Here is an 18362-nt window from a genome sequence, read left to right as displayed (position 1 = left end):
GAGGCTACATCGTGTTATCTAAGTTCTTTATAGACCGGCCTATCTTTGCCGTCGTTATTGCCCTGGTTATTTCTATTCTCGGGGCTTTGTCGATGGTAACCTTGCCGGTGGCAAAATATCCTAGCGTAACGCCGCCGCAGATTCGGGTATATACGACGTACGTTGGGGCTAATGCCGATGTTTTGGGCACGACCGTTGCCAGTGTTATCGAACGCCAGATGATTGGCGTCGACGGCCTGGTCAACATGTCCAGCTCCAGTAACGATAACGGCGTTTACTCCATGACGGCGCAATTCGAAACCGGCACGGATGACGACATGGACATGGTCAACACGCAGAACCGTGTCAGCCAGATTACGTCTACACTGCCGTCAGAAGTTACGCAGACCGGCGTTACCGTAGAAAAGTCGACCAGTTCGACGGCTATGGTTTTCGCCCTCGTTTCCCCAAATGGCACGTATGATGCCACGTTCATGAAGAACTATGCAACACAGTTCTTTATGGATGCCTTGAAATCCGTCCCCGGTATTGGGAACGTACAGGAATTCGGCGCTGACTACGCTATGCGTATTTGGCTCAATCCTATGAAGATGAGCATCCTCAAGGTTACGCCAACGGATGTCATCTCAGCTATTCAATCCCAGAATACACAGGCTGCTATCGGCAGTATTGGCTCCCAGCCGACGCCGAACGACCAGACCTTCCAGTATACGCTGCGTACGGATGGCCGTCTGCAGACAGCAGAACAGTTTAAAAATATCATTATCCGCAGGAACAGCGATGGTTCCATGGTCCGTGTCGGCGATATTGCCGATGTCAACCTGGGCAAGAAGAGCTATGACATTTCCAGTGACTTGAACGGCCAGAACGCGGCCAGCTTCATGGTCAGCCTGACGGCTGATGCCAACGCCATGCAGAGTGTCACCGGCGCTATGAAGGTCCTGGAAAATGCTAAGAAATCTTTCCCGAATGACCTCGATTATGTCGTCGTTTACGATAGCACGAAGTTCGTCCGGGCCTCTATTGAAGAAGTTATTCAGACCTTCATCGAAGCCTTGCTCCTCGTTGCCTTCATCGTTTATCTTTTCTTGCAGAGCGGCCGTTCGACACTCATTCCATTGATTGCTGTTCCTGTATCCCTTTTAGGTACCTTTGCCTGCTTCAAGGTCCTCGATTTTTCTATCAACACGCTGACCTTGTTCGCCATGGTTTTGGCTATCGGCCTTCTCGTCGATGATGCTATCGTCGTTATTGAAGCCGTTGAATACGAAATAAAATATAACGCCAAGAGTCCGCGAGAGGCGACGATCATCGCCATGCAGAACGTACAGAATCCGGTTATCGGTGTTGCCTGCGTTCTTTCGGCCGTATTCGTTCCGGTAGCCTTCCTGAGCGGCATGAGCGGTATCCTGTACCGACAGTTCGCCCTCACCATTGCCGTGTCGGTCATCATTTCGGCCTTCGTCGCCCTGACCCTGACACCGGCCATGTGCGCATCCCTCTTGAACGTCCATAAGCCCAATGAAAATCCAAAGGGCATTTACAAGTTCTTCCAAAAGTTCAACCTGGCTTTTGACCGCCTCATCGACTGGTACGGCATACGCCTGGCTCACCTGCAACTGCACCTGAAATGGGTCGTAGCCTTCCTGCTCGTTCTTTGTGCTCTCACAGGCGCCGTCTTCCGCGTTATGCCGACGAGCTTCGTGCCGTCAGAAGATAACGCCTTCATGATGGTCAACGCGACCTTGCCGGAAGGGATTTCCCAGACGGAAACACAAAAAGCGGCAACGCAGATCAGCAATTGGCTCCGCCAGCAGCCTGGCGTCAACAATGTCATGAACGTTACAGGCTTTAGTATTCTTGCCGGCGGCGTTAAGTCCAACGGCATGACGGCCTTCGTCAGCTTCGACGACTGGAGCAAACGTACGACTAAGGATCTTTCCGTCGATACCCTCGTCGGTAAGACTATGGGCGTGGGCTCCCAGATGCCGCAGGTACAGCTCATGGCTATGAACCCGCCGCCAATCGACGGCATGGGCACATCGTCTGGCTTTACCATCCAGATTGAAGACCGCGGTGGCCACACGACGGCTGAGCTGAATGATACGGCTCAGAAATTCATTGCCGCTGCCCGCCAGCGTCCGGAAATCGGCTCAGTCTACACGGCCTTCGCTGCCGATACGCCGGGCTTCCAGTTCGACATCGACCGTGACCAGGTTGCCAAACAAGGCGTTACCCTGAGCACGCTGTACTCGACCCTCCAGTCGTACTACGGCTCGTACCAGGTCAACGACTTTACTATCTTCGGTCGTAACTTCAAGGTTATCATCCAGGCAGCACCGCAGTTCCGCCAGACCGTGGATGCCAATAACCACATTTATGTACGCAATGCCAATAATGACCTCGTCTCGGTGGCTAACTTCGTTCGTCCAAAGCCAATCGGCTCGGCGTCGATCATCAACCGTTTCAATGACTACCCGGCCATTACGGTCCAGGGCAGCCCGAGTGCCGGCGCCAGCTCTGGTGACGCCCTGAAAGCGCTTCAGGAAGTGGCTGCAGATACGCTCGGCGAAGGCTACACGTACGAATGGAGCGGCATGAGCCGTGAAGAAATTGAAGCCGGCAACAAGACGATTTACGTCTTCATCCTGGCTCTGCTCTTCGTCTTCCTCGTACTGGCTGCCTTGTACGAAAGCTGGAAAGTACCATTTGCCGTGCTCTTCAGCGTACCAGCTGGTCTCTTTGGGGCATCCTTCTTTGCCTATATCCTGAGCCAGCAGAACAACATTTACTTCCAGATTGGCCTTCTCGCCGTTATCGGCCTGGCCGCCAAGAATGCCATCCTGATCATCGAATACGCCAAGGTGCGTGTCGATAATCGTGGTATGGACCCTGTTTCAGCTGCCATCGAAGCGGCAAAGATCCGTCTCCGCCCGATTATCATGACGTCCCTGGCCTTCGTCGTCGGCTCTGTGCCGCTGGCCCTGGCAAGCGGCGCCGGCGCGGCTTCCCGTGTCACCATGGGTGTCACTGTCGTCTTCGGTACGTCTATTGCGACGATTTTTGGTGTATTCATCATCCCCATGCTTTTCATCATCATTGAAAACCTGGGTAGTGGCAAGAAACACCATGCGCCGAAACAGCCCCAGACCGTAGGCCACCTGCGGGACATGGACTAAATCGCACGACTACATAGACTTCGGCCAGTAACGTAATAACTCCGCCTTGGTACTACCGGGCGGAGTTATTTTTGGATAAAAACAAGCCTCTATAAGGTCGCTTCCTTATAGAGGCTTGTTTCTGTGTAAGGGCTCTTAGCCTTGTTTCAGTATTTGTGCTTTCAGTTCTTCATAACGCGTCGTATAATATGGCGTGAGCTGGGCTTCGCGCAGGTCGTAGCCAAAAGACCTGCGGCTCACGGAAAGGAGCGGCGGGCTCTGAATACGTTTGGCTACGGCAAAGCCGGCAATGAGGCGCCACCACTTTTCCAAATCGGCAATGAAGTCAGCCGGTGTGGCAAAGAGGTCGGCCACCTTGACGCTACAGCCCAGGTTTTCTTCCAGCGTGCCTGCAAGATACCATTCGAGAATCGTCTGCGGTGTTGCCCGCTGCCAGCGTTCGATAAAGGCGCGGAAGAGGTAGTCATGGTACGGATAGACCAGAGGATCGCCCTGGCCCTTAGTAACGTCCTGTTTGGACGATAATTCCGCACTCGGTACAATATCGATACTGCCTTGAGGGACGACTTCCCGTCCGAAGACGGTTTCGTTCAAATAGCGGGCCAAATCGTAAACCTGATGCTTCCAAAGGTCGGCTGTTGCCGCCAGGAAACCGGCACTGTCGCCGTAAAGTGTAGCATAGCCGACGGAGAGTTCGGCCTTATTGGCGTTGCACGTGAAGACGCCGCCAAAGGCTGCCGCAGCGGCTGCGAGAATTCGGCTCGAACGGTCGCGGGCCTGAATGTTTTCTTCAATGAAGTCGCTCAGTTCCAAGAGGCCTGCAGGCTGATCCTTTTGGGTCAGTTCGGCTGCAGCAAACTGGCGCCGTGTCAGTTCCAGACTGTCCTGGACGGGGATGACCGTATAGAGGCAGCCAATGTTATCGGCCAGCTCCTTGGCCAGGCTTTTGGTCATATCCGAATTGTAGACACTGGGCATATTGACGAGAAGAATATTTTCCGGTGGCAATACTGTAGCGTACAGGGCCGCGTTGACGGCAGAATCGATACCGCCTGATACGCCGAGCACTACTTTTTTTAGACCTGTGCTCTCCAGGAAAGACTGGAGACCATAATGGAGACTGGCGTAGATTTCACCGGCTTCTGCCTGAGGTTCATTCCTCTTTACAGGTGAAACGAAGGCATGAGCGTCCTCATCGAAGTCGACGATGGCCAGTTCCTCCTGAAAGAGGTCACATTCGTATTGCAGAGAACCGTCTTTGTTGTAAGCGCCACTGGCACCGTCAAAGGTAAAAACGTTTTTACCGTTGTTCTGGATGCCCGTGCAGTTGACGTAGAGGGCCGGTGCTTGCAGGTCGTCAATGGCCTTGCCAAAGAGACGGTGCCGGCGCTGGGTCTTGCCCAGCGTAAAAGGCGAGTTGGAAATGTTGATGAAGAGATCGACGCCGTATTGTTTTTGTAAATACTGCATGGGCTTGAAGGAGTAGTTGTCATCCCAGCTATCTTCACAGATGAGCGGTCCGATTTTAAGTGTCTTGCCGCCCGGCAGGGGGAGTACAACTGGTGCGACCAGGTCTTCCGCAAAAACGAGATCTTCCTGGGCCACTTCGAGGAGTGACGTAAAATAACGCGTATCGCTGAATTCCCGGTAGTTCGGCATGAGTGTCTTAATATAGAAGGGATAAGGGAAGTTGGCCGGTGCCAGGAAATTACCGCCCTGGGCAATGAACATGGCATTGTACTTGCGCTGCCGCCCGTCAGGGTTGATGCGTTCCGGATCGGTCGCAACGTTGCCGAAGATAATTGTTATATCCTGGGATAAGTCCTTGATCTCATCGCCTAAGCGGACACATTCGTGAATAAAATCAGGCTGGTCCCATATATCGCCAATCAAATATCCCGGAACGGCAAGCTCCGGGAAAATAATGAGCTGGCAATGCTTTTCTTTGGCCTGGCTGATATAGTCCCTCATGACCGTGACGTTACGGCGTGGATCGCCAGGATATACTTTCATTTGGGCAAGTGCTATTTTTAGCATCTAAAAGCCTCCCTACGTAAAAATGTTATATAATGTTACATTTATAGTATCATATTTAGGGACGCATTGCACCTGAGTAAAACAAAAAAAGGAAGTCCCCAGAGGAACTTCCTTAGCTGACAGGCTCAAAAGAAACGGCCGAAGAACGGTACGCGTGCTGCATCTTCCCGCGTGACACCACCGCAGAGCGCCATGAGGCCCAGGTAAACGGCAGAGCCAACGATGGTCGTAACGGCCAGGCTGATGAAGAGGCCGATTGAACCGATGGCGGCGTAGAGGAAATACATGACCACGCCCATGATGACAGCGCAGACGACATTGCGCAGGATGATCTTGACGTCGATGATGTAGCCGGTCTTGCGGTAAATGAAGAAGAGGTTGAGGCCGGCAGCGACGCCGATATCGGCAACGGTGGCATAGGACGCGCCGGTGATTCCTAAAGCCGGAATGGCGACGAGAAACCAGTTGCAGGCAACCTTGACCAGGCAGGCAATACCCATGTTGATAACCGGGATTTTCGGCTTTTTGAGACCCTGCAGGATTGCTGTCGTAATCTGGTGCAGGCCGAGAAAGCAAATGGCAATTGATACAGCCCGCGTAGCTTCCGTAGCTGCCGGAGCATTGTAAATAAAGGTAACTACCGGTTCAGCCAGGACGTAGAGCATGACGGAAAAGGGAATCGTTACGAGAAGGGCCACGCGCATAGCGCCGGCGGTCTTACCGTAGATTTCCACCTTATCGCCTAAGGTAAAGCTGTGGCTAATGGCCGGTACGAGGCTCATAGCCATAGCCGCCGTAAGGATCGTTGCCAGGTTGACGAGCGGTACGGACATGCCTGTGAGATAACCGAAGAGCTCTGTCGCCTGGTGTGTCGCATAGCCGGCTACTTCCAAGCGGCGCGGTACGATGAGCAGATCCAGATTAGAGACGACAGGGAGCATGATGCTGGCCAGGGAAATCGGTACGGCCAGGGCGATAAGCCGTTTTAGGATGTGCGTAATGCTTTCCTGCGGGAATACAGGACCGTCCTTAGGCAGACCCCGTTTCAGCTTATAGTAATAGTAAATGAGGACGAACCAGGCGGCCAGGCCCCCGGCACCGGCACCAAGGCTGGCGCCGCCGGCGGCATAGGCCAGGCCGTACGGCATGAGGAGCGCCGCAAAGCCGAGCATGACGACGACGCGGACGAGCTGTTCCACAATCTGGGAAATCGCCGTCGGTGTCATGTGCTGCCAGCCTTGTAGGTAGCCGCGATAGCCGGCGATGATGGTCGTGAAGAAAATGGCCGGTGCCAGGGCGATGAGAGAATAGTAGGCCCGGCTTTCACGGATAATGTGATAATCGATGAGCAGGCGCGAGCCGAAAAAGACGAGGATACTCAGAATCAGTGCCGTCGTACAGAGCATAGACAGGGAAACGCGGAAAATCCGCTGGGCCCCGCCATAATCCAGGCGGGCTACTTTTTCCGCCGTAATAATTGAAATTGCAATCGGAATACCGGCACTGGAAATTTCTAGCGCCAATAAGTAAATAGGGAAGGCCATCTGGTAAATACCAATACCTTCACCACCCAGGATACGGGAAAGAATAATCCAGTTGATACTGCCGATGGCTTTGACGACAAAGCCGGAGAGTGTCAGGATGAGTGTCCCGGAGACGAATTTATTTGCCATTGTACAACCTCTTTTTACGCTGCTCACAGACGAGCATATCAAAATTTTATTATGCAATAAACAATTAATTTTATCATACCTATAGAGAAAAAGATAGAGAAAGGACTACGTAAAATCTAGGCTGTATAGGGATAAAATCTGTTTTTATTGCAGTACATATGCTATACTAATACCGATTTATAAAGGAGGGACATCGCTTGCGTATTGTAATAATTGGCGCCGGCAAGCTAGGATATAGTATTGCTGAGCTATTGTCAAACGAACAGTATGATGTAGTAGTAGTAGACCAGAATAAGGATCGGTTGGAAAACGTCAAGAATAACCTTGATGTCTTGACGATTCAGGCCAATGGCGCCAGCCCGATTACCATGAACGATCCGGATATCCGCAATTCGGATATCCTCGTCGCCGTTACGGCTGTAGACGAAGTAAATATGATCGCCTGTATTTTAGCGAAAAAACATGGCATCCGCTATACGGCAGCGCGGATCCGCGATATGCAGTTCATGTCGGAAGCCAAAGATTATTTGCGGGAAAATTTCGACATCGACCTCATGCTCAATCCGGAATTGATTACGGCCCGTGAAATTGACCGCATCCTCATGATGCCGGCAGCTCTCGACGTAGAAGATTTTGCCAACGGCAAGGTCCGTCTCTTTGAAACGAAGGTACGCCGCCATTCGCCCTTGGCCAACATTCCCTTAAAAAATTTGGAAATGCCAAAATCTATTCTGGCCGGCATGATCTTCCGGGATCACCGCATGATCATCCCGCATGGCGATGATTGTCTCTTGCCTCATGATAATGCCTATTTCATTGGCGATCCCAAAGCCATTGAAAAATTCAGCACCAACTTCGTCCCCAGCGGCACAAAAAAGGTCGAACGGGTCATGATTATCGGCGCCGGCCGGACAGGCCGCTCCCTGGCAGCCATGCTCGACGATCAGGACGTCAATGTAAAGGTCATTGAAAAGGACCGCGAACGCTGCCGCCTCGTTGCCGATCATTTAAACAGCGGCATTGCCATCTGTGGCGATGGCACGGATATCGACCTCCTCGTCCAGGAAGGCGTAGCCGATGCGGACGTAGTCATCTGTATTACAGAAGATGACAAGCTGAACCTCATGCTGGCCCTTATTGCCAAGCATTTTGGTGCCAAAAAGACGATCGTCCGTGTAGCCCGCATCGAATATGTAGACCTCATGCAGAAGGTCGGTGTCGATATCGTCCTTTCGTCCCGTCTCCTTTCTGCCAGTGAAGTGCTGGCCTTCGCCCGCCGTGGCGGCGTTGTATCCGTATCACTTCTTGAAGGGGCCAAGGCTGAGGCCGTAGAAGTCATCGTCCAGGCCGGTGCGCCTGTCGCAGGCAAACGCCTTATGGATGTACGGCTCCCAAGGGAATGCCTGGTCTGTGCGTACGTGCGCGATGACGTGGCCCACATTCCGGACGGCAGCTCTGTCCTCGAAGCTGGTGACCGGACGATCCTCTTTATCCAGACAGAACACTCCAAAACAGTTATGCGTTATTTTAAAGGCAGGGACTAGTCATGAGTATACGCCTTTATCTGTTCATTATGGGACGGATGGCTTTGCTGAACGCGGCGGCCTTGGCTATACCCCTGGTCTGCGCCATGCTCTGGCAGGAGAATACGGAACTGTCCTACGCCATGCCCTTAGTAGTGACGTTGGCGTTAGGGGTCTTTCTCGAACGGACTGGCCACGTGCATAAGAAACAGCTTGGCGTAGCTGAAGGTGCCGTTTACTTGCTTTCCGTCTGGTTTCTCCTGGGCTTTATCGGCATGACACCGTATATTTTACAGGGCCTCCTGGCGCCGGCAGACGCATTTTTTGAAAGTATTTCTGCCTATACGACGACAGGCCTCAGTTTTCTCGATTACGATGTGGTCCCCAATTCTATCCTCCTTTGGCGCAGTATGATGGAATGGATGGGCGGCCTCAATTTTATCATCCTCGTCGTAACTATCATACCGCAGGTCAGCGGCGGTTTCGGCATCGTCCTGTCGGCCCACCAGAGTATCGCCTTTAGCCCTATGCTGACGCGCATGGACAATGCAGCCATCCAGACTGGCAAGGTCTATATTGCCATTACGGTATTATCCTTTGTCTTGTACTTTCTGGCCGGCCTGGCGCCGACCGATGCCCTTGCCTGGTCGATGGATACGGTTTCAACGAGTGGTACCCTCATGTCCCTCGATGTCGTAGGCAACGGCAACATTTTCCTCGAGCTGGCGGCCATCCTTTCGATGATCGTAGCGAGCTGCAACTTTCTCCTCATTTGGAAGGCCTTTGCCCGGAAACGCTGGCTGGAAATTTTCCGCGATCACGAGCTGCGCACCTTCCTGGGAATTATCGCTGTCGCAGGGATCCTGATTTCTTTTCACCTTTGGCATACGCACACCTTCGATGGCCTGGCAAGCCTGCGCTATGGTTTCTTTGCAGTTATTTCCTTTATCAGTACGACAGGCCTTTCATCTACCCAGTTTACAGGCTGGCCTGAATTTGACCGCTACGCCTTATTTCTCCTGGTATTCGTCGGCGGCTGTATCGGTTCGGCCACAGGCGGCCTCCGGGTTATGCGTATTATCGTCCTCTTTCGTATGGCCATTAAGGAAATGCAACGCACGCTCCACCCGCAAATGGTCATTAGCCTGAAAATCGATAATGTGCCTGTGCCCATGCGGATTATTAGCCGTGTCCTTAGCTTTTTCTTTTTATATATGTCTGTCTTTTTCCTGTCCATGCTGATTATTTCCTTATCCGGCGTGACCTTGCTCCAAGCCATGGGCCTGGCTGCAGGCTGCCTTTCCAGTGTCGGCTCGACGGCAGCTCTGTATGGCCTCGATGCGTATGCGACACTGCCTGTATGGACCAAATTGTATTGCAGCCTGGTCATGATTCTGGGACGGATAGAAATCTTTTCCTTCCTCGTCGTCATACAGACTGTGATTTCCCAATTTCGCAGCAAATGGTAACCACTGTGGCCTGAGACAGCACAGTAGAAAGAGAGAAGTGCACTATTCATGGATATACGTGTAGTATTGTATTTTTTGGGCCGTATTGCCAAGGCGCTGGGCTTGGTTCTCCTCATTCCGGCGGTTATTGCTCTGATTGAGCAGGACGGTGGCCTTGTACCGCTCTTTATGGCGGCGGTCATCAATTTTTGCCTGGGCTGGATCCTCGAAAAGAAGGGGAACTTTGCCAGTGAAACCCTGACGGGCCGTGAAGGCGTGGCCATTACAGGACTGGCGTGGATTCTCATTACCTTCCTGGGCATGCTGCCCTATGTATTTGGCGGCTATTTGAATGTTCTCGATGGTACGCTGGAATGTATTTCCGGCCTTTCCGGCACAGGCGCTACGGTGCTTACGGATATCGAAGCCCTGCCGGGCAGCATTCTTATTTGGCGCAGCCTGACCCATTGGTTTGGCGGCCTCGGTATCGTCGTTATCTTCGTCGCCGTCTTTCCCCAACTCGGCCGGGGCATGGGGCACATGATCGATGCCGAAAGTACAGGTCCTACGTCGGACCGCATGATGCCGCGTATCCGGGAAATGGCCAAGGCCTTGTTCCTCGTGTACGTCGTCTTTACGGCAGCGGCGACGGCAGCGTATTATTTCTGTGGCATGAGTTTTCTCGTCGCTCTGGATCATGCCTTTTCAACCATCGCTACAGGCGGTTTTTCGCCGTATAACGACAGTGTGGCCCATTTTGACAGTCCCCTCATTGAAGGCTGGATTACCTTTTTCATGATCATTTCCAGCGCCAACTTCGGCCTGTACGTCGCTGCCTGGCGCAAGGGCCCTAAGGTGATTTTGAAGGACGCAGAGTTCCGCCTCTACGTGTGCCTCGTATTCGTGACGACGGCCCTCATGGCCTGGAATCTTGTGAGTGACCTCGCTTATGCACCGGTAGAGGCTTTCCGGCAGTCCCTTTTTCAGGCGGCATCCATTTCCTCGTCTACCGGCTTCGTGTCGGCTGATTTCGATACGTGGCCGGCCTTTTCCCGGGCCCTCCTGTTGTTTCTCATGTTCTGCGGCGGCTGTGCCGGTTCGACTGCCGGCGGCCTGAAAATGACGCGGTTGCAGCTGCTGGTAAAATCTATATATACGCTCGTGCGGCAAAAGCTGGCGCCGCGTAGCGTTCTCGTCGTCCATTCTAATGGTTCCGATTACAGTGAAGATGTGTTATACGGCGTCATGCGTTTTTTTGTCATGTATGTATTCCTCGATACGCTCTGGTCGGTCCTTTTTATCTGGGATGGTGTCCCTACGCTGGATGCCATTGGTCTCAGCGTTTCTACTATGGGCAGCTGTGGTCCGGCCTTCGGCATGGTAGGCCCGACCTGTACCTATGCGGACCTGCCTGTTCTCAGCAAGATCGTCGTTTGTATTTCCATGCTTCTCGGCCGTTTGGAAATGTATCCCATACTGGCTCTTCTCATGCCTGCCTTTTGGCGGCGCAGCGGCTGGTAATTCCTAAGGAAACATACTATCAATTCTGCGCAAAAGAGGTGAGTCTATGGATTATCGTGTTGTCTGCCGCTTCCTGGGACAGATTTCCCTGGCTGAGGCCGGTGTAACCTGTGTGCCCCTGCTCATGGCACTCGTATATTGGGAAGACGATCTGATTTATTTTATAATTTCGGCTGCCATCATGGCCTTGTGTGGCATCGTTCTTTTGCGCATTGGCCGCATCCGTACGAAGCGTCTCACTATGCGCGAAGGCATTGCCATTACGGGCCTGGGCTGGCTCCTGGCAACCTTCCTGGGCATGCTGCCTTACGTCGTCGGCGGCTACCTCAATCTATTGGACGGCGTCTTTGAAAGCATTTCCGGGTTTACCGGTACGGGGGCGACAGTCATTGAAGACCTGGAAGTTCTGCCTTTTAGCATCCTCTTTTGGCGCAGCTTGACCCACTGGCTCGGCGGCCTGGGGATCGTCGTCATCTTCATTGCCATCCTGCCTGAATCGGGGCAGCATACGGTCTTCATGCATAACGCCGAGGATACGGGCCCGACGGCAGACCGGCTCTTGCCGCGCCTGCGCGATACGACACACATGCTTTTTCGCATGTACATGCTCTTTACGGTCGTGGCGATCATCGTCTTTTATCTCTGCGGCATGGACTTTTTCAGCGCTCTCAACCACGCCATGTCGACTATTTCTGCCGGTGGCTTTTCTATTTATAATCAAAGTGCTGCCCATTTCGACAGTCCGGCTATTGAAGGGTGGATGACCTTTTTCATGGTCCTCGCCGGTGGTAACTTTGGTCTCTATTACCAGTTTTACCGCAAGGGCTTTGGCGTCGTCCGCAGAAATACGGAATTTAAGGCCTACCTGTTCATCCTCGGCCTGGCTACGGCCTGCATTGCCGCCGATTTGCTGCAGGCCTTTCCTATCGATCTCTTTACGGCCATCCGCTACGCGTCCTTTCAGGCAGCGTCTATTGCTACGACTGGTTTTGTCTCGGCCGATTACGACCAGTGGCCGGGCTTTTCCAAGGGCATCCTCATGCTGCTCATGATCAGTGGCGGCTGTACGGGCTCGACGGCGGCAGGTGTTAAGATTTCCCGTGTCGTTATCCTGTGCCGTTCCCTGTGGACCTTGGTCTTCCAGCGCGTTCATCCGCGCATGATTGCCGAAGTGCGTGTCAATAATAAGCGCGTCAACGAAGATACGGTCATCCGCGTGAGCCAGTTCTTTTTTCTGTATTTAGCCTTCATTGCCTTTTGGGCCCTCCTCCTCACGTGGGATGGTATCAATATTTTCGATGCCATCGGCATCAGCGTGACGACCATGGGCTGTATTGGACCGTCCTTTGGCATTACTGGCGCAACGAGTACCTATGCCGGCCTTTCGGTCTTTTCCAAATCTATTCTTTGCATTTCCATGCTCCTTGGGCGGCTGGAACTGTTTACGGTACTGGCTATGCTGCACCGCAGCTTTTGGAAAAGCAAGGGGAATTGGTAGGACAATTTGCAGTCATTCCAACAGGGTAAAGAATATGGCCGCCTTTGTAGCAGTATGCTATAATATACCCATACCTATACTGTTTCCTATTCATGCTCTGTTTCTTTTTTGTTTTAGATCGTTTCTACACGGAAAAACAGCTTCTGACGCTTTGTGCGCCGGAAGCTGTTTTTTTTGAAAAGGAGGAACCTATGAAAAAGCTGCTCGTCATCCTGTTTTTCCTGGCCTTTGCAGCCTGGCAGGTCCTCGGTACGTCCTTAGGGGAACTGACGGCTGACCGTACGGCCGCAGTACCGCGCGTAGAGGAGCCCCAGCCATCTGATTTGTACGTCTATATTACCGGGGCCGTGCGCAAGCCTGGCCTCTATACCTTTGCCAAGGACGTAACCGTCGGTGAAGCCGTCCAGGCCGCAGGGGAAGCCTTGCCCTATGCCAGTGCTGATGCTGTAAATTTTGCCGCCCGCGTGCACGATGGCATGCACGTCCACATTCCCTATAACCTCGACGGCATTCCTGCCGGGGCCGCTGTAGACGATGGCACCATCAATATCAACGAAGCCGATGCCAAAAAGCTGGCGGAACTGCCTGGCGTCGGTCCGGCCATGGCCGAACAGATCCTGACCTATCGCGAAGAACACGGCAGCTTTACCTCCATAGAAGAACTGCAGCAGGTCAAAGGGATTGGCCAGGCTAAATATGACAAACTCAAGGATAAGGTTTCTGTATGAAGCTCTATCTCGGCCTGGCCATGGCGGTGGCCTTCGCCTGTGGCATTGCCGTGGCCGATGCCTTTAGTTTGCCCTGGTACAGCTGGCTTGTTTTAGCCGCTCTTTGTGCGCCCCTTTGCTGGCTGGCCCGGCAAAAGCCGCATCTCTTTCTGGCTCTGCTCCTCATAGCCGTCTTTTTTTGCGGTGCCGGACGAATGCAGTGGGATGCCCGGCACTATGCGTCATTACCGGTGCACCTGGCCGGCAAAACCTGGTACATAGAAGGAACGGTTGTAGAGAAGAAGAACTCCTACAGTACGGACGAAGGGACCCTGACCCGCTATGTCCTTACCTTGGACCGCCTGGCCTATAGCGCTGCCGGTGCTGCCGTTTTGGACGAGCCCACGGGAAACCTGTACGTGACGCTGCCGGGCAGCAAAGAGTACATCCCGTCTACACGTCTGGCCGTGACGGCGGCTGTACGGCCCATACGCTATTACGGCAACGAAGGTCTTTACGATGCCAGGCACCGTGATCGGGAAGGGGACATCTTCCTCAAAGCCTACGCCAAGGCCGGTACGCCTGTACGTATCCTTGCGCCGCCACGGGGACTTTCCCTGGTCGTCTATTCCCTGCGCGAGCGCTTGGTAGCTTTCTATGGGACTGTCCTTTCCAGAGATCAGGCAAACATGCTGAGCAGCCTTCTCTTTGGCGGCCATTACGATGAACTGCCACCGGCTCTCCTGGAAAGCTTCAGTTCGACAAAGATTATCCATATACTTTCTGTATCGGGTTCCCACGTAGCTCTCTTGCTGTCCTTGATCCAGCTTCTGGGACGGTCTTTGAAATTACGGGAAGCGGCGCTCTTTTCTCTTTCCGCTGTGGTCGTTCTCTTTTATGGAGCCCTGTCGGATTTTACGGCGCCCGTCGTGCGTGCAGCAGCCATGGGCATCATCGCTGCCGGCAGTCTCGTTGCCCGCCGTGACTATACGGCCTTTCACGCCCTGGCCCTGACATCTCTGGTGATGCTCATCTATAGTCCCTGCCTGCTCTTTGATTTGAGCTTCCGCCTGTCCTATGGTGCTTCTGCCGGCATCATCCTCCTGCGCCAGCCTATAAGCCGGGTCCTCACGGCCTTACCACCCTTTTTGCGTGACGGTATTGCCGTCTGCGTGAGTGCGCAGCTCCTGCTCGTACCCTTGCTCCTGGCCAGCTTTTCCTCCTTGCCGGTCTATTCGGTCTTTGCCAATATCCTCGTCGGCCCCATCCTCGATCTGGTTATTTTGCTGGGCCTGGCCGCATCCGTCGCAGGCCTTCTCTTTCTGCCCTTGGGCCAGGTACTACTGGCAGTCATTCAGCCTTTCATGGAGCTGGCCGTCAAGGGCAATTATTTTCTCGCCTCCTTGCCGCACAGCCGCTGGTGGCTCGGTGCCCTGCCCTGGTATAGTGCCGCTGCCTATTATCTCCTCATCGGAGCCATCTTCTTCTTGCCGGAAAAACGCCGCCTGCTCATGCCGCTGGCGGCACTGGTTTTTCTCGTGCCGTCGTGCTATGCGTGGTGGCAAAAACCGGAGCTTACGGTCTATATTTTCGACGTAGGAAACGACAAGGCTACGTGCGTCGTCCATGATGATAGTTCGGCGTACTTGTGGTATAATAAGAGCCGATGGTCTAATCCCGAACAGGCTGCCTGTGTCCTCGTACCGGCCTTGCGCTATCACGGCATCTTTGCCTTAGAAAGTGTTACCGTGAGCGGTGAAACTACAGGCCCTACGGCGACGCAGCTGTGCAGCAATCTGGCCGTGCAGCAGGTCATCGAAGCAGGTGAAAAGGCAGGACCTTATACGGCCGCAGCCGTTTCTCTGCCTTATTATGTCTATGATACGATTCCCCATACAGACTGGCCGTCTATGGCCTGCCTGGAAGTACGGTCCCTGCAGGGAATTTCGCCGGAAGCCTTTCCCAAAGAGGCAGCGGCTCTCGTCGTCTACGACAGCGGCCAGGCCTTTTCCGACAGGGCCTGGAAAGAATGGCGGCGCTTGGGCCAGGCTTATGGTATTCCTTGTTTTACACCGGCGTTGGACGGTGCCATTACGGCAACGTGGCGCCAGGGAACCTGGTCTTATACGACAGCAGGAGGCACCGCTCATGAAGCATAGCAATATTAAGTGTATATACGGTAATGAACCGTACCTCATGGAACGGGAAGAACGCCGCTTTCTCACAGCCTGCCAGCAGCGGGCCGGGGAAGCGCCGGAACAGACGGTTTTTGAAAAAGACGTACCTGTAGCCACGGTGGTGGAGGCCTTTCAGGCATCATCCCTTTTTGGCGGCAGCGGCCTGGTCATTTGGAAGGATTGCCCTTTGCTGCCCATCAAGCATGGCGGCCGTTCGCGCAGTAAGCTGACGAAGGAAGAGACGTGGTTTCTTGCGCAAATGGAGAATATGCCCGAAACGAATGGTCTCCTTTTTATTACCAAGATGCCCAAAGAAACGAGCAAGCTCGATACGGGCTGTGTCTTTTTCAAGGAATTGTCTAAGCTGGCCGACGTGGCAGAATGCCGCCCTGTCGATAACAAATCGGTCATGACCTATGTCAACGACTACCTGGCGCAGCATAACCTTTCCCTAACCAGCCGGGGCGACCGCTATTTGCGGGCCCTCTTTCAGACGTGGGAAACGATTCCCCTCATGTACGTTTTTTCCGAACTGGATAAGCTGCAGATCATGCTTCCCGATGGCACGAAGCAGATCGACGCGAAGGACTTGACGGCCCTCTTTGCCGGTTCTATGGAAAAGAATCTTTTTACCTTTACCGATTATTTTCTCCAACGCGATGGGGCCCATACCTTGCCCTTTGTAGATGGCCTCTTCGCCAAGCAGGATGCCTTTCTGAAGAATACGGGGTATGTCATTACGCGCCTGCGGCTCTTACGGGCCTATAAGGAATTATTAGCCGCCCATTGTCCGCCCCGGCAGTGTGATGAAATCCTCACCGGCGTCAATCGGGGAAAATCTGTAAAATATGCGTTATATAGCTTGAAAAAAGTGATTTCATATTGGAAAATAGAAGAACTGGATGAACTCATCAGCCAGATATTTACACTACAGCTCAATATTCGCAGAGGTATGGCTGCGCCCATCGATATGGAACAGCTCATTTGCTTATATTGTCACCATAAAGGCAGGGCTTAACGTTGCAGGATGAAGAAAAAGCAAGAAAAGAGAGAATGAAAGACTACCGCCGTCGCTATCGCGAAAGCCACGGCATCAAGGAACATAAACGGCCTTGGAAAAAAATACTCGCCGGTGTAGCCGTCCTCTGTGTCGTTGGCGGTGGCACCTTCTTTGCTGCCCAGACCAAGGCAGCTTCCTTGGTAAGCATTGACGGCCAGGAGGCAGCCAATCTGACGGAAGACGATATTAATGCGTACTTGGACGAACGGGAAGGGGAGCTGGGCAAAAAGACGCTGGCCCTCCAGGCAGACGGCGTCAATGAAACATTGGCTTTGGAGAAACTCGATGGCCATTTCGACAGGGAACGCATTATGGACGAAGCCTTGCTCGTCGGCCGCACGGGTACTCCCTGGCAGCGCGTAGCCGATGTCGTGCAGACCTTGCGCTTTGGCAAGGACGTACCTCTTTCCATTGCTGTCGATGACGAGAAGCTGACGCAGGCTATCGGCGAGATCCATGATTCCTATAATGCAGAGCCCCAAGACGCCTATGCCTCGCCGACAGGCAAGGGGGGTGTAGAAATTCATAAAGAAAAAGCGCAGATCACCATTGATGCGGACGCTTTAAAGCAGCGCGTCGTAGATGAACTGCACCAGGGCAGTACGGCTGCCGTCGCTGTGCCGGTCACAGCACGTACAGAAGCCAAGGTCAAAGAAGCTGATCTGAAGGATATCGATACGGTCTTGACGTACTATACGACCCATTTTGACGGCGTCAACGGCAATCGCGATGAAAACATCAACATTGCCCAAAAGCTCCTCAATCATACCCTTGTGGCAGCCGGCAAGGATTGCTCCTTTAACGATACAATCGGCACGCGTACGCGCGATAAGGGCTACAAAGACGCACCGGTTTATTTCGATAATAAAGTCGTCCTCGATGCCGGCGGCGGTGTCTGCCAGGTGAGTACGACCCTCTTTAATGCAGCCCTGCGTTCGGGCATGATTATCGCCAGCCGTTCGCCCCATTACGCACCGGCCGGCTACGTACCCGTCGGTATGGATGCGACAGTAGCCGATAACTCGCTGGATTTCGCTTTTACTAATCCGTTTAAACATCCCGTGTATATTTGCACGGAAATGAACCAAGGCTCCCTGACCGTCTATATTCTGGGGAATCACGCCGATACATGCAACGTGTCTTTTGCCACGGTTTCGCAAAAAACACTGCCTCACCGCGTCATCCATCGTCATGACGATTCCGTCACAGAAGATAAACGTGATCAGGAAGGCTACGACGGCCACGATATTACAATCCGCCGCACTGTGGCTTACGCCGACGGCGATCATTATACCGATACGATCGTTTCCCATTACGACCCTAACTCGGAAATCATCCTCACGCCGGGACCGTCGTCAGAAGAAACGGTACAGACGACGAACCTCGACGGCGAACAGCCACAGGATGCCATGCTCAATGCACCCCATGACCCGACGCAAATCCCGGAAGCCCCGGCCGAAGAAGCCGTGTCCCCGTCTGCAGCTGGTGACGCAGACGCTGGGGAGAGTGAATGACCGTTAACCATATAGAAAGGAATCC

At 53.3% G+C, this 18362-nt stretch carries 11 protein-coding genes; 9 read left to right on the top strand and 2 right to left on the bottom strand.

Annotation, left to right across the window (positions count from 1 at the left end; translation table 11 throughout):
- Positions 1-11 precede the first annotated feature (11 nt).
- Complete coding sequence (locus tag H8J70_RS02305) at positions 12-3179, top strand: efflux RND transporter permease subunit (RefSeq protein WP_186502216.1); 3168 nt, start codon at positions 12-14, stop codon at positions 3177-3179.
- Positions 3180-3314: 135 nt separating this feature from the next.
- On the opposite strand, the gene nadE is transcribed toward H8J70_RS02305, so the two are convergent.
- On the bottom strand, positions 3315-5216 hold the full coding sequence (gene nadE, locus H8J70_RS02300) for an NAD(+) synthase (RefSeq protein ID WP_186502214.1): 1902 nt from the start codon (positions 5214-5216) through the stop codon (positions 3315-3317).
- Between the two features lie 125 nt (positions 5217-5341).
- Positions 5342-6889 (bottom strand): putative polysaccharide biosynthesis protein, encoded by a 1548-nt coding sequence (locus H8J70_RS02295; RefSeq protein ID WP_186502212.1) that lies wholly within the window; start codon positions 6887-6889, stop codon positions 5342-5344.
- A gap of 197 nt (positions 6890-7086) precedes the next feature.
- Between H8J70_RS02295 and trkA the strand changes: the two genes are divergently transcribed.
- The 8 genes from trkA (at position 7087) to H8J70_RS02255 (ending at position 18337) form a co-directional block, all read left to right on the top strand.
- Positions 7087-8433 carry a Trk system potassium transporter TrkA gene (trkA, locus tag H8J70_RS02290; protein WP_186502210.1) on the top strand — a complete coding sequence of 449 codons (1347 nt, stop codon included), beginning with the start codon at positions 7087-7089 and terminating at the stop codon, positions 8431-8433.
- A gap of 2 nt (positions 8434-8435) precedes the next feature.
- Positions 8436-9881 carry a TrkH family potassium uptake protein gene (locus tag H8J70_RS02285; RefSeq protein WP_186502208.1) on the top strand — a complete coding sequence of 482 codons (1446 nt, stop codon included), beginning with the start codon at positions 8436-8438 and terminating at the stop codon, positions 9879-9881.
- A 48-nt stretch (positions 9882-9929) separates the two neighbouring features.
- Positions 9930-11381: a TrkH family potassium uptake protein gene (locus H8J70_RS02280; RefSeq protein ID WP_186502207.1), complete on the top strand. Its 1452-nt coding sequence runs from the start codon at positions 9930-9932 to the stop codon at positions 11379-11381.
- 46 nt (positions 11382-11427) lie between these two features.
- Positions 11428-12879, top strand: a complete 1452-nt coding sequence (locus H8J70_RS02275) for a TrkH family potassium uptake protein (RefSeq protein WP_186502205.1) — start codon at positions 11428-11430, stop codon at positions 12877-12879.
- A gap of 191 nt (positions 12880-13070) precedes the next feature.
- A complete protein-coding gene (locus H8J70_RS02270; protein ID WP_186502203.1) occupies positions 13071-13607 on the top strand; it encodes a ComEA family DNA-binding protein in 537 nt (178 codons plus the stop codon).
- Positions 13604-15745, top strand: coding sequence for a ComEC/Rec2 family competence protein (locus tag H8J70_RS02265; RefSeq protein ID WP_186502201.1), 2142 nt, complete (start codon positions 13604-13606; stop codon positions 15743-15745). The genes H8J70_RS02270 and H8J70_RS02265 overlap by 4 nt, the downstream gene beginning before the upstream one ends.
- On the top strand, positions 15735-16781 hold the full coding sequence (holA, locus tag H8J70_RS02260) for a DNA polymerase III subunit delta (protein WP_186502200.1): 1047 nt from the start codon (positions 15735-15737) through the stop codon (positions 16779-16781). The genes H8J70_RS02265 and holA overlap by 11 nt, the downstream gene beginning before the upstream one ends.
- 35 nt (positions 16782-16816) lie before the next feature.
- The gene (locus tag H8J70_RS02255) at positions 16817-18337 is read left to right on the top strand and encodes a VanW family protein (protein WP_186502198.1); all 1521 of its coding nucleotides are present in this window, start codon (positions 16817-16819) and stop codon (positions 18335-18337) included.
- Positions 18338-18362: the final 25 nt, after the last annotated feature.

The sequence above is a fragment of the Megasphaera hominis genome (assembly GCF_014269395.1).
GTDB classification, from domain to species: domain Bacteria; phylum Bacillota; class Negativicutes; order Veillonellales; family Megasphaeraceae; genus Megasphaera; species Megasphaera hominis.
Note: the sequence above shows the minus strand (reverse complement) of the source record. Positions and strands in the feature narration are given on the sequence as shown.

Bases quoted from the DNA above. Each gene is read 5' to 3' on its own strand.
- nadE (WP_186502214.1), bottom strand. From the start codon at position 5,216: ATGCTAAAAATAGCACTTGCCCAAATGAAAGTATATCCTGGCGATCCA.
- H8J70_RS02295 (WP_186502212.1), bottom strand. From the start codon at position 6,889: ATGGCAAATAAATTCGTCTCCGGGACACTCATCCTGACACTCTCCGGC.
- H8J70_RS02285 (WP_186502208.1), top strand. From the start codon at position 8,436: ATGAGTATACGCCTTTATCTGTTCATTATGGGACGGATGGCTTTGCTG.
- H8J70_RS02280 (WP_186502207.1), top strand. From the start codon at position 9,930: ATGGATATACGTGTAGTATTGTATTTTTTGGGCCGTATTGCCAAGGCG.
- H8J70_RS02275 (WP_186502205.1), top strand. From the start codon at position 11,428: ATGGATTATCGTGTTGTCTGCCGCTTCCTGGGACAGATTTCCCTGGCT.
- H8J70_RS02270 (WP_186502203.1), top strand. From the start codon at position 13,071: ATGAAAAAGCTGCTCGTCATCCTGTTTTTCCTGGCCTTTGCAGCCTGG.
- H8J70_RS02265 (WP_186502201.1), top strand. From the start codon at position 13,604: ATGAAGCTCTATCTCGGCCTGGCCATGGCGGTGGCCTTCGCCTGTGGC.
- holA (WP_186502200.1), top strand. From the start codon at position 15,735: ATGAAGCATAGCAATATTAAGTGTATATACGGTAATGAACCGTACCTC.
- H8J70_RS02255 (WP_186502198.1), top strand. From the start codon at position 16,817: ATGAAAGACTACCGCCGTCGCTATCGCGAAAGCCACGGCATCAAGGAA.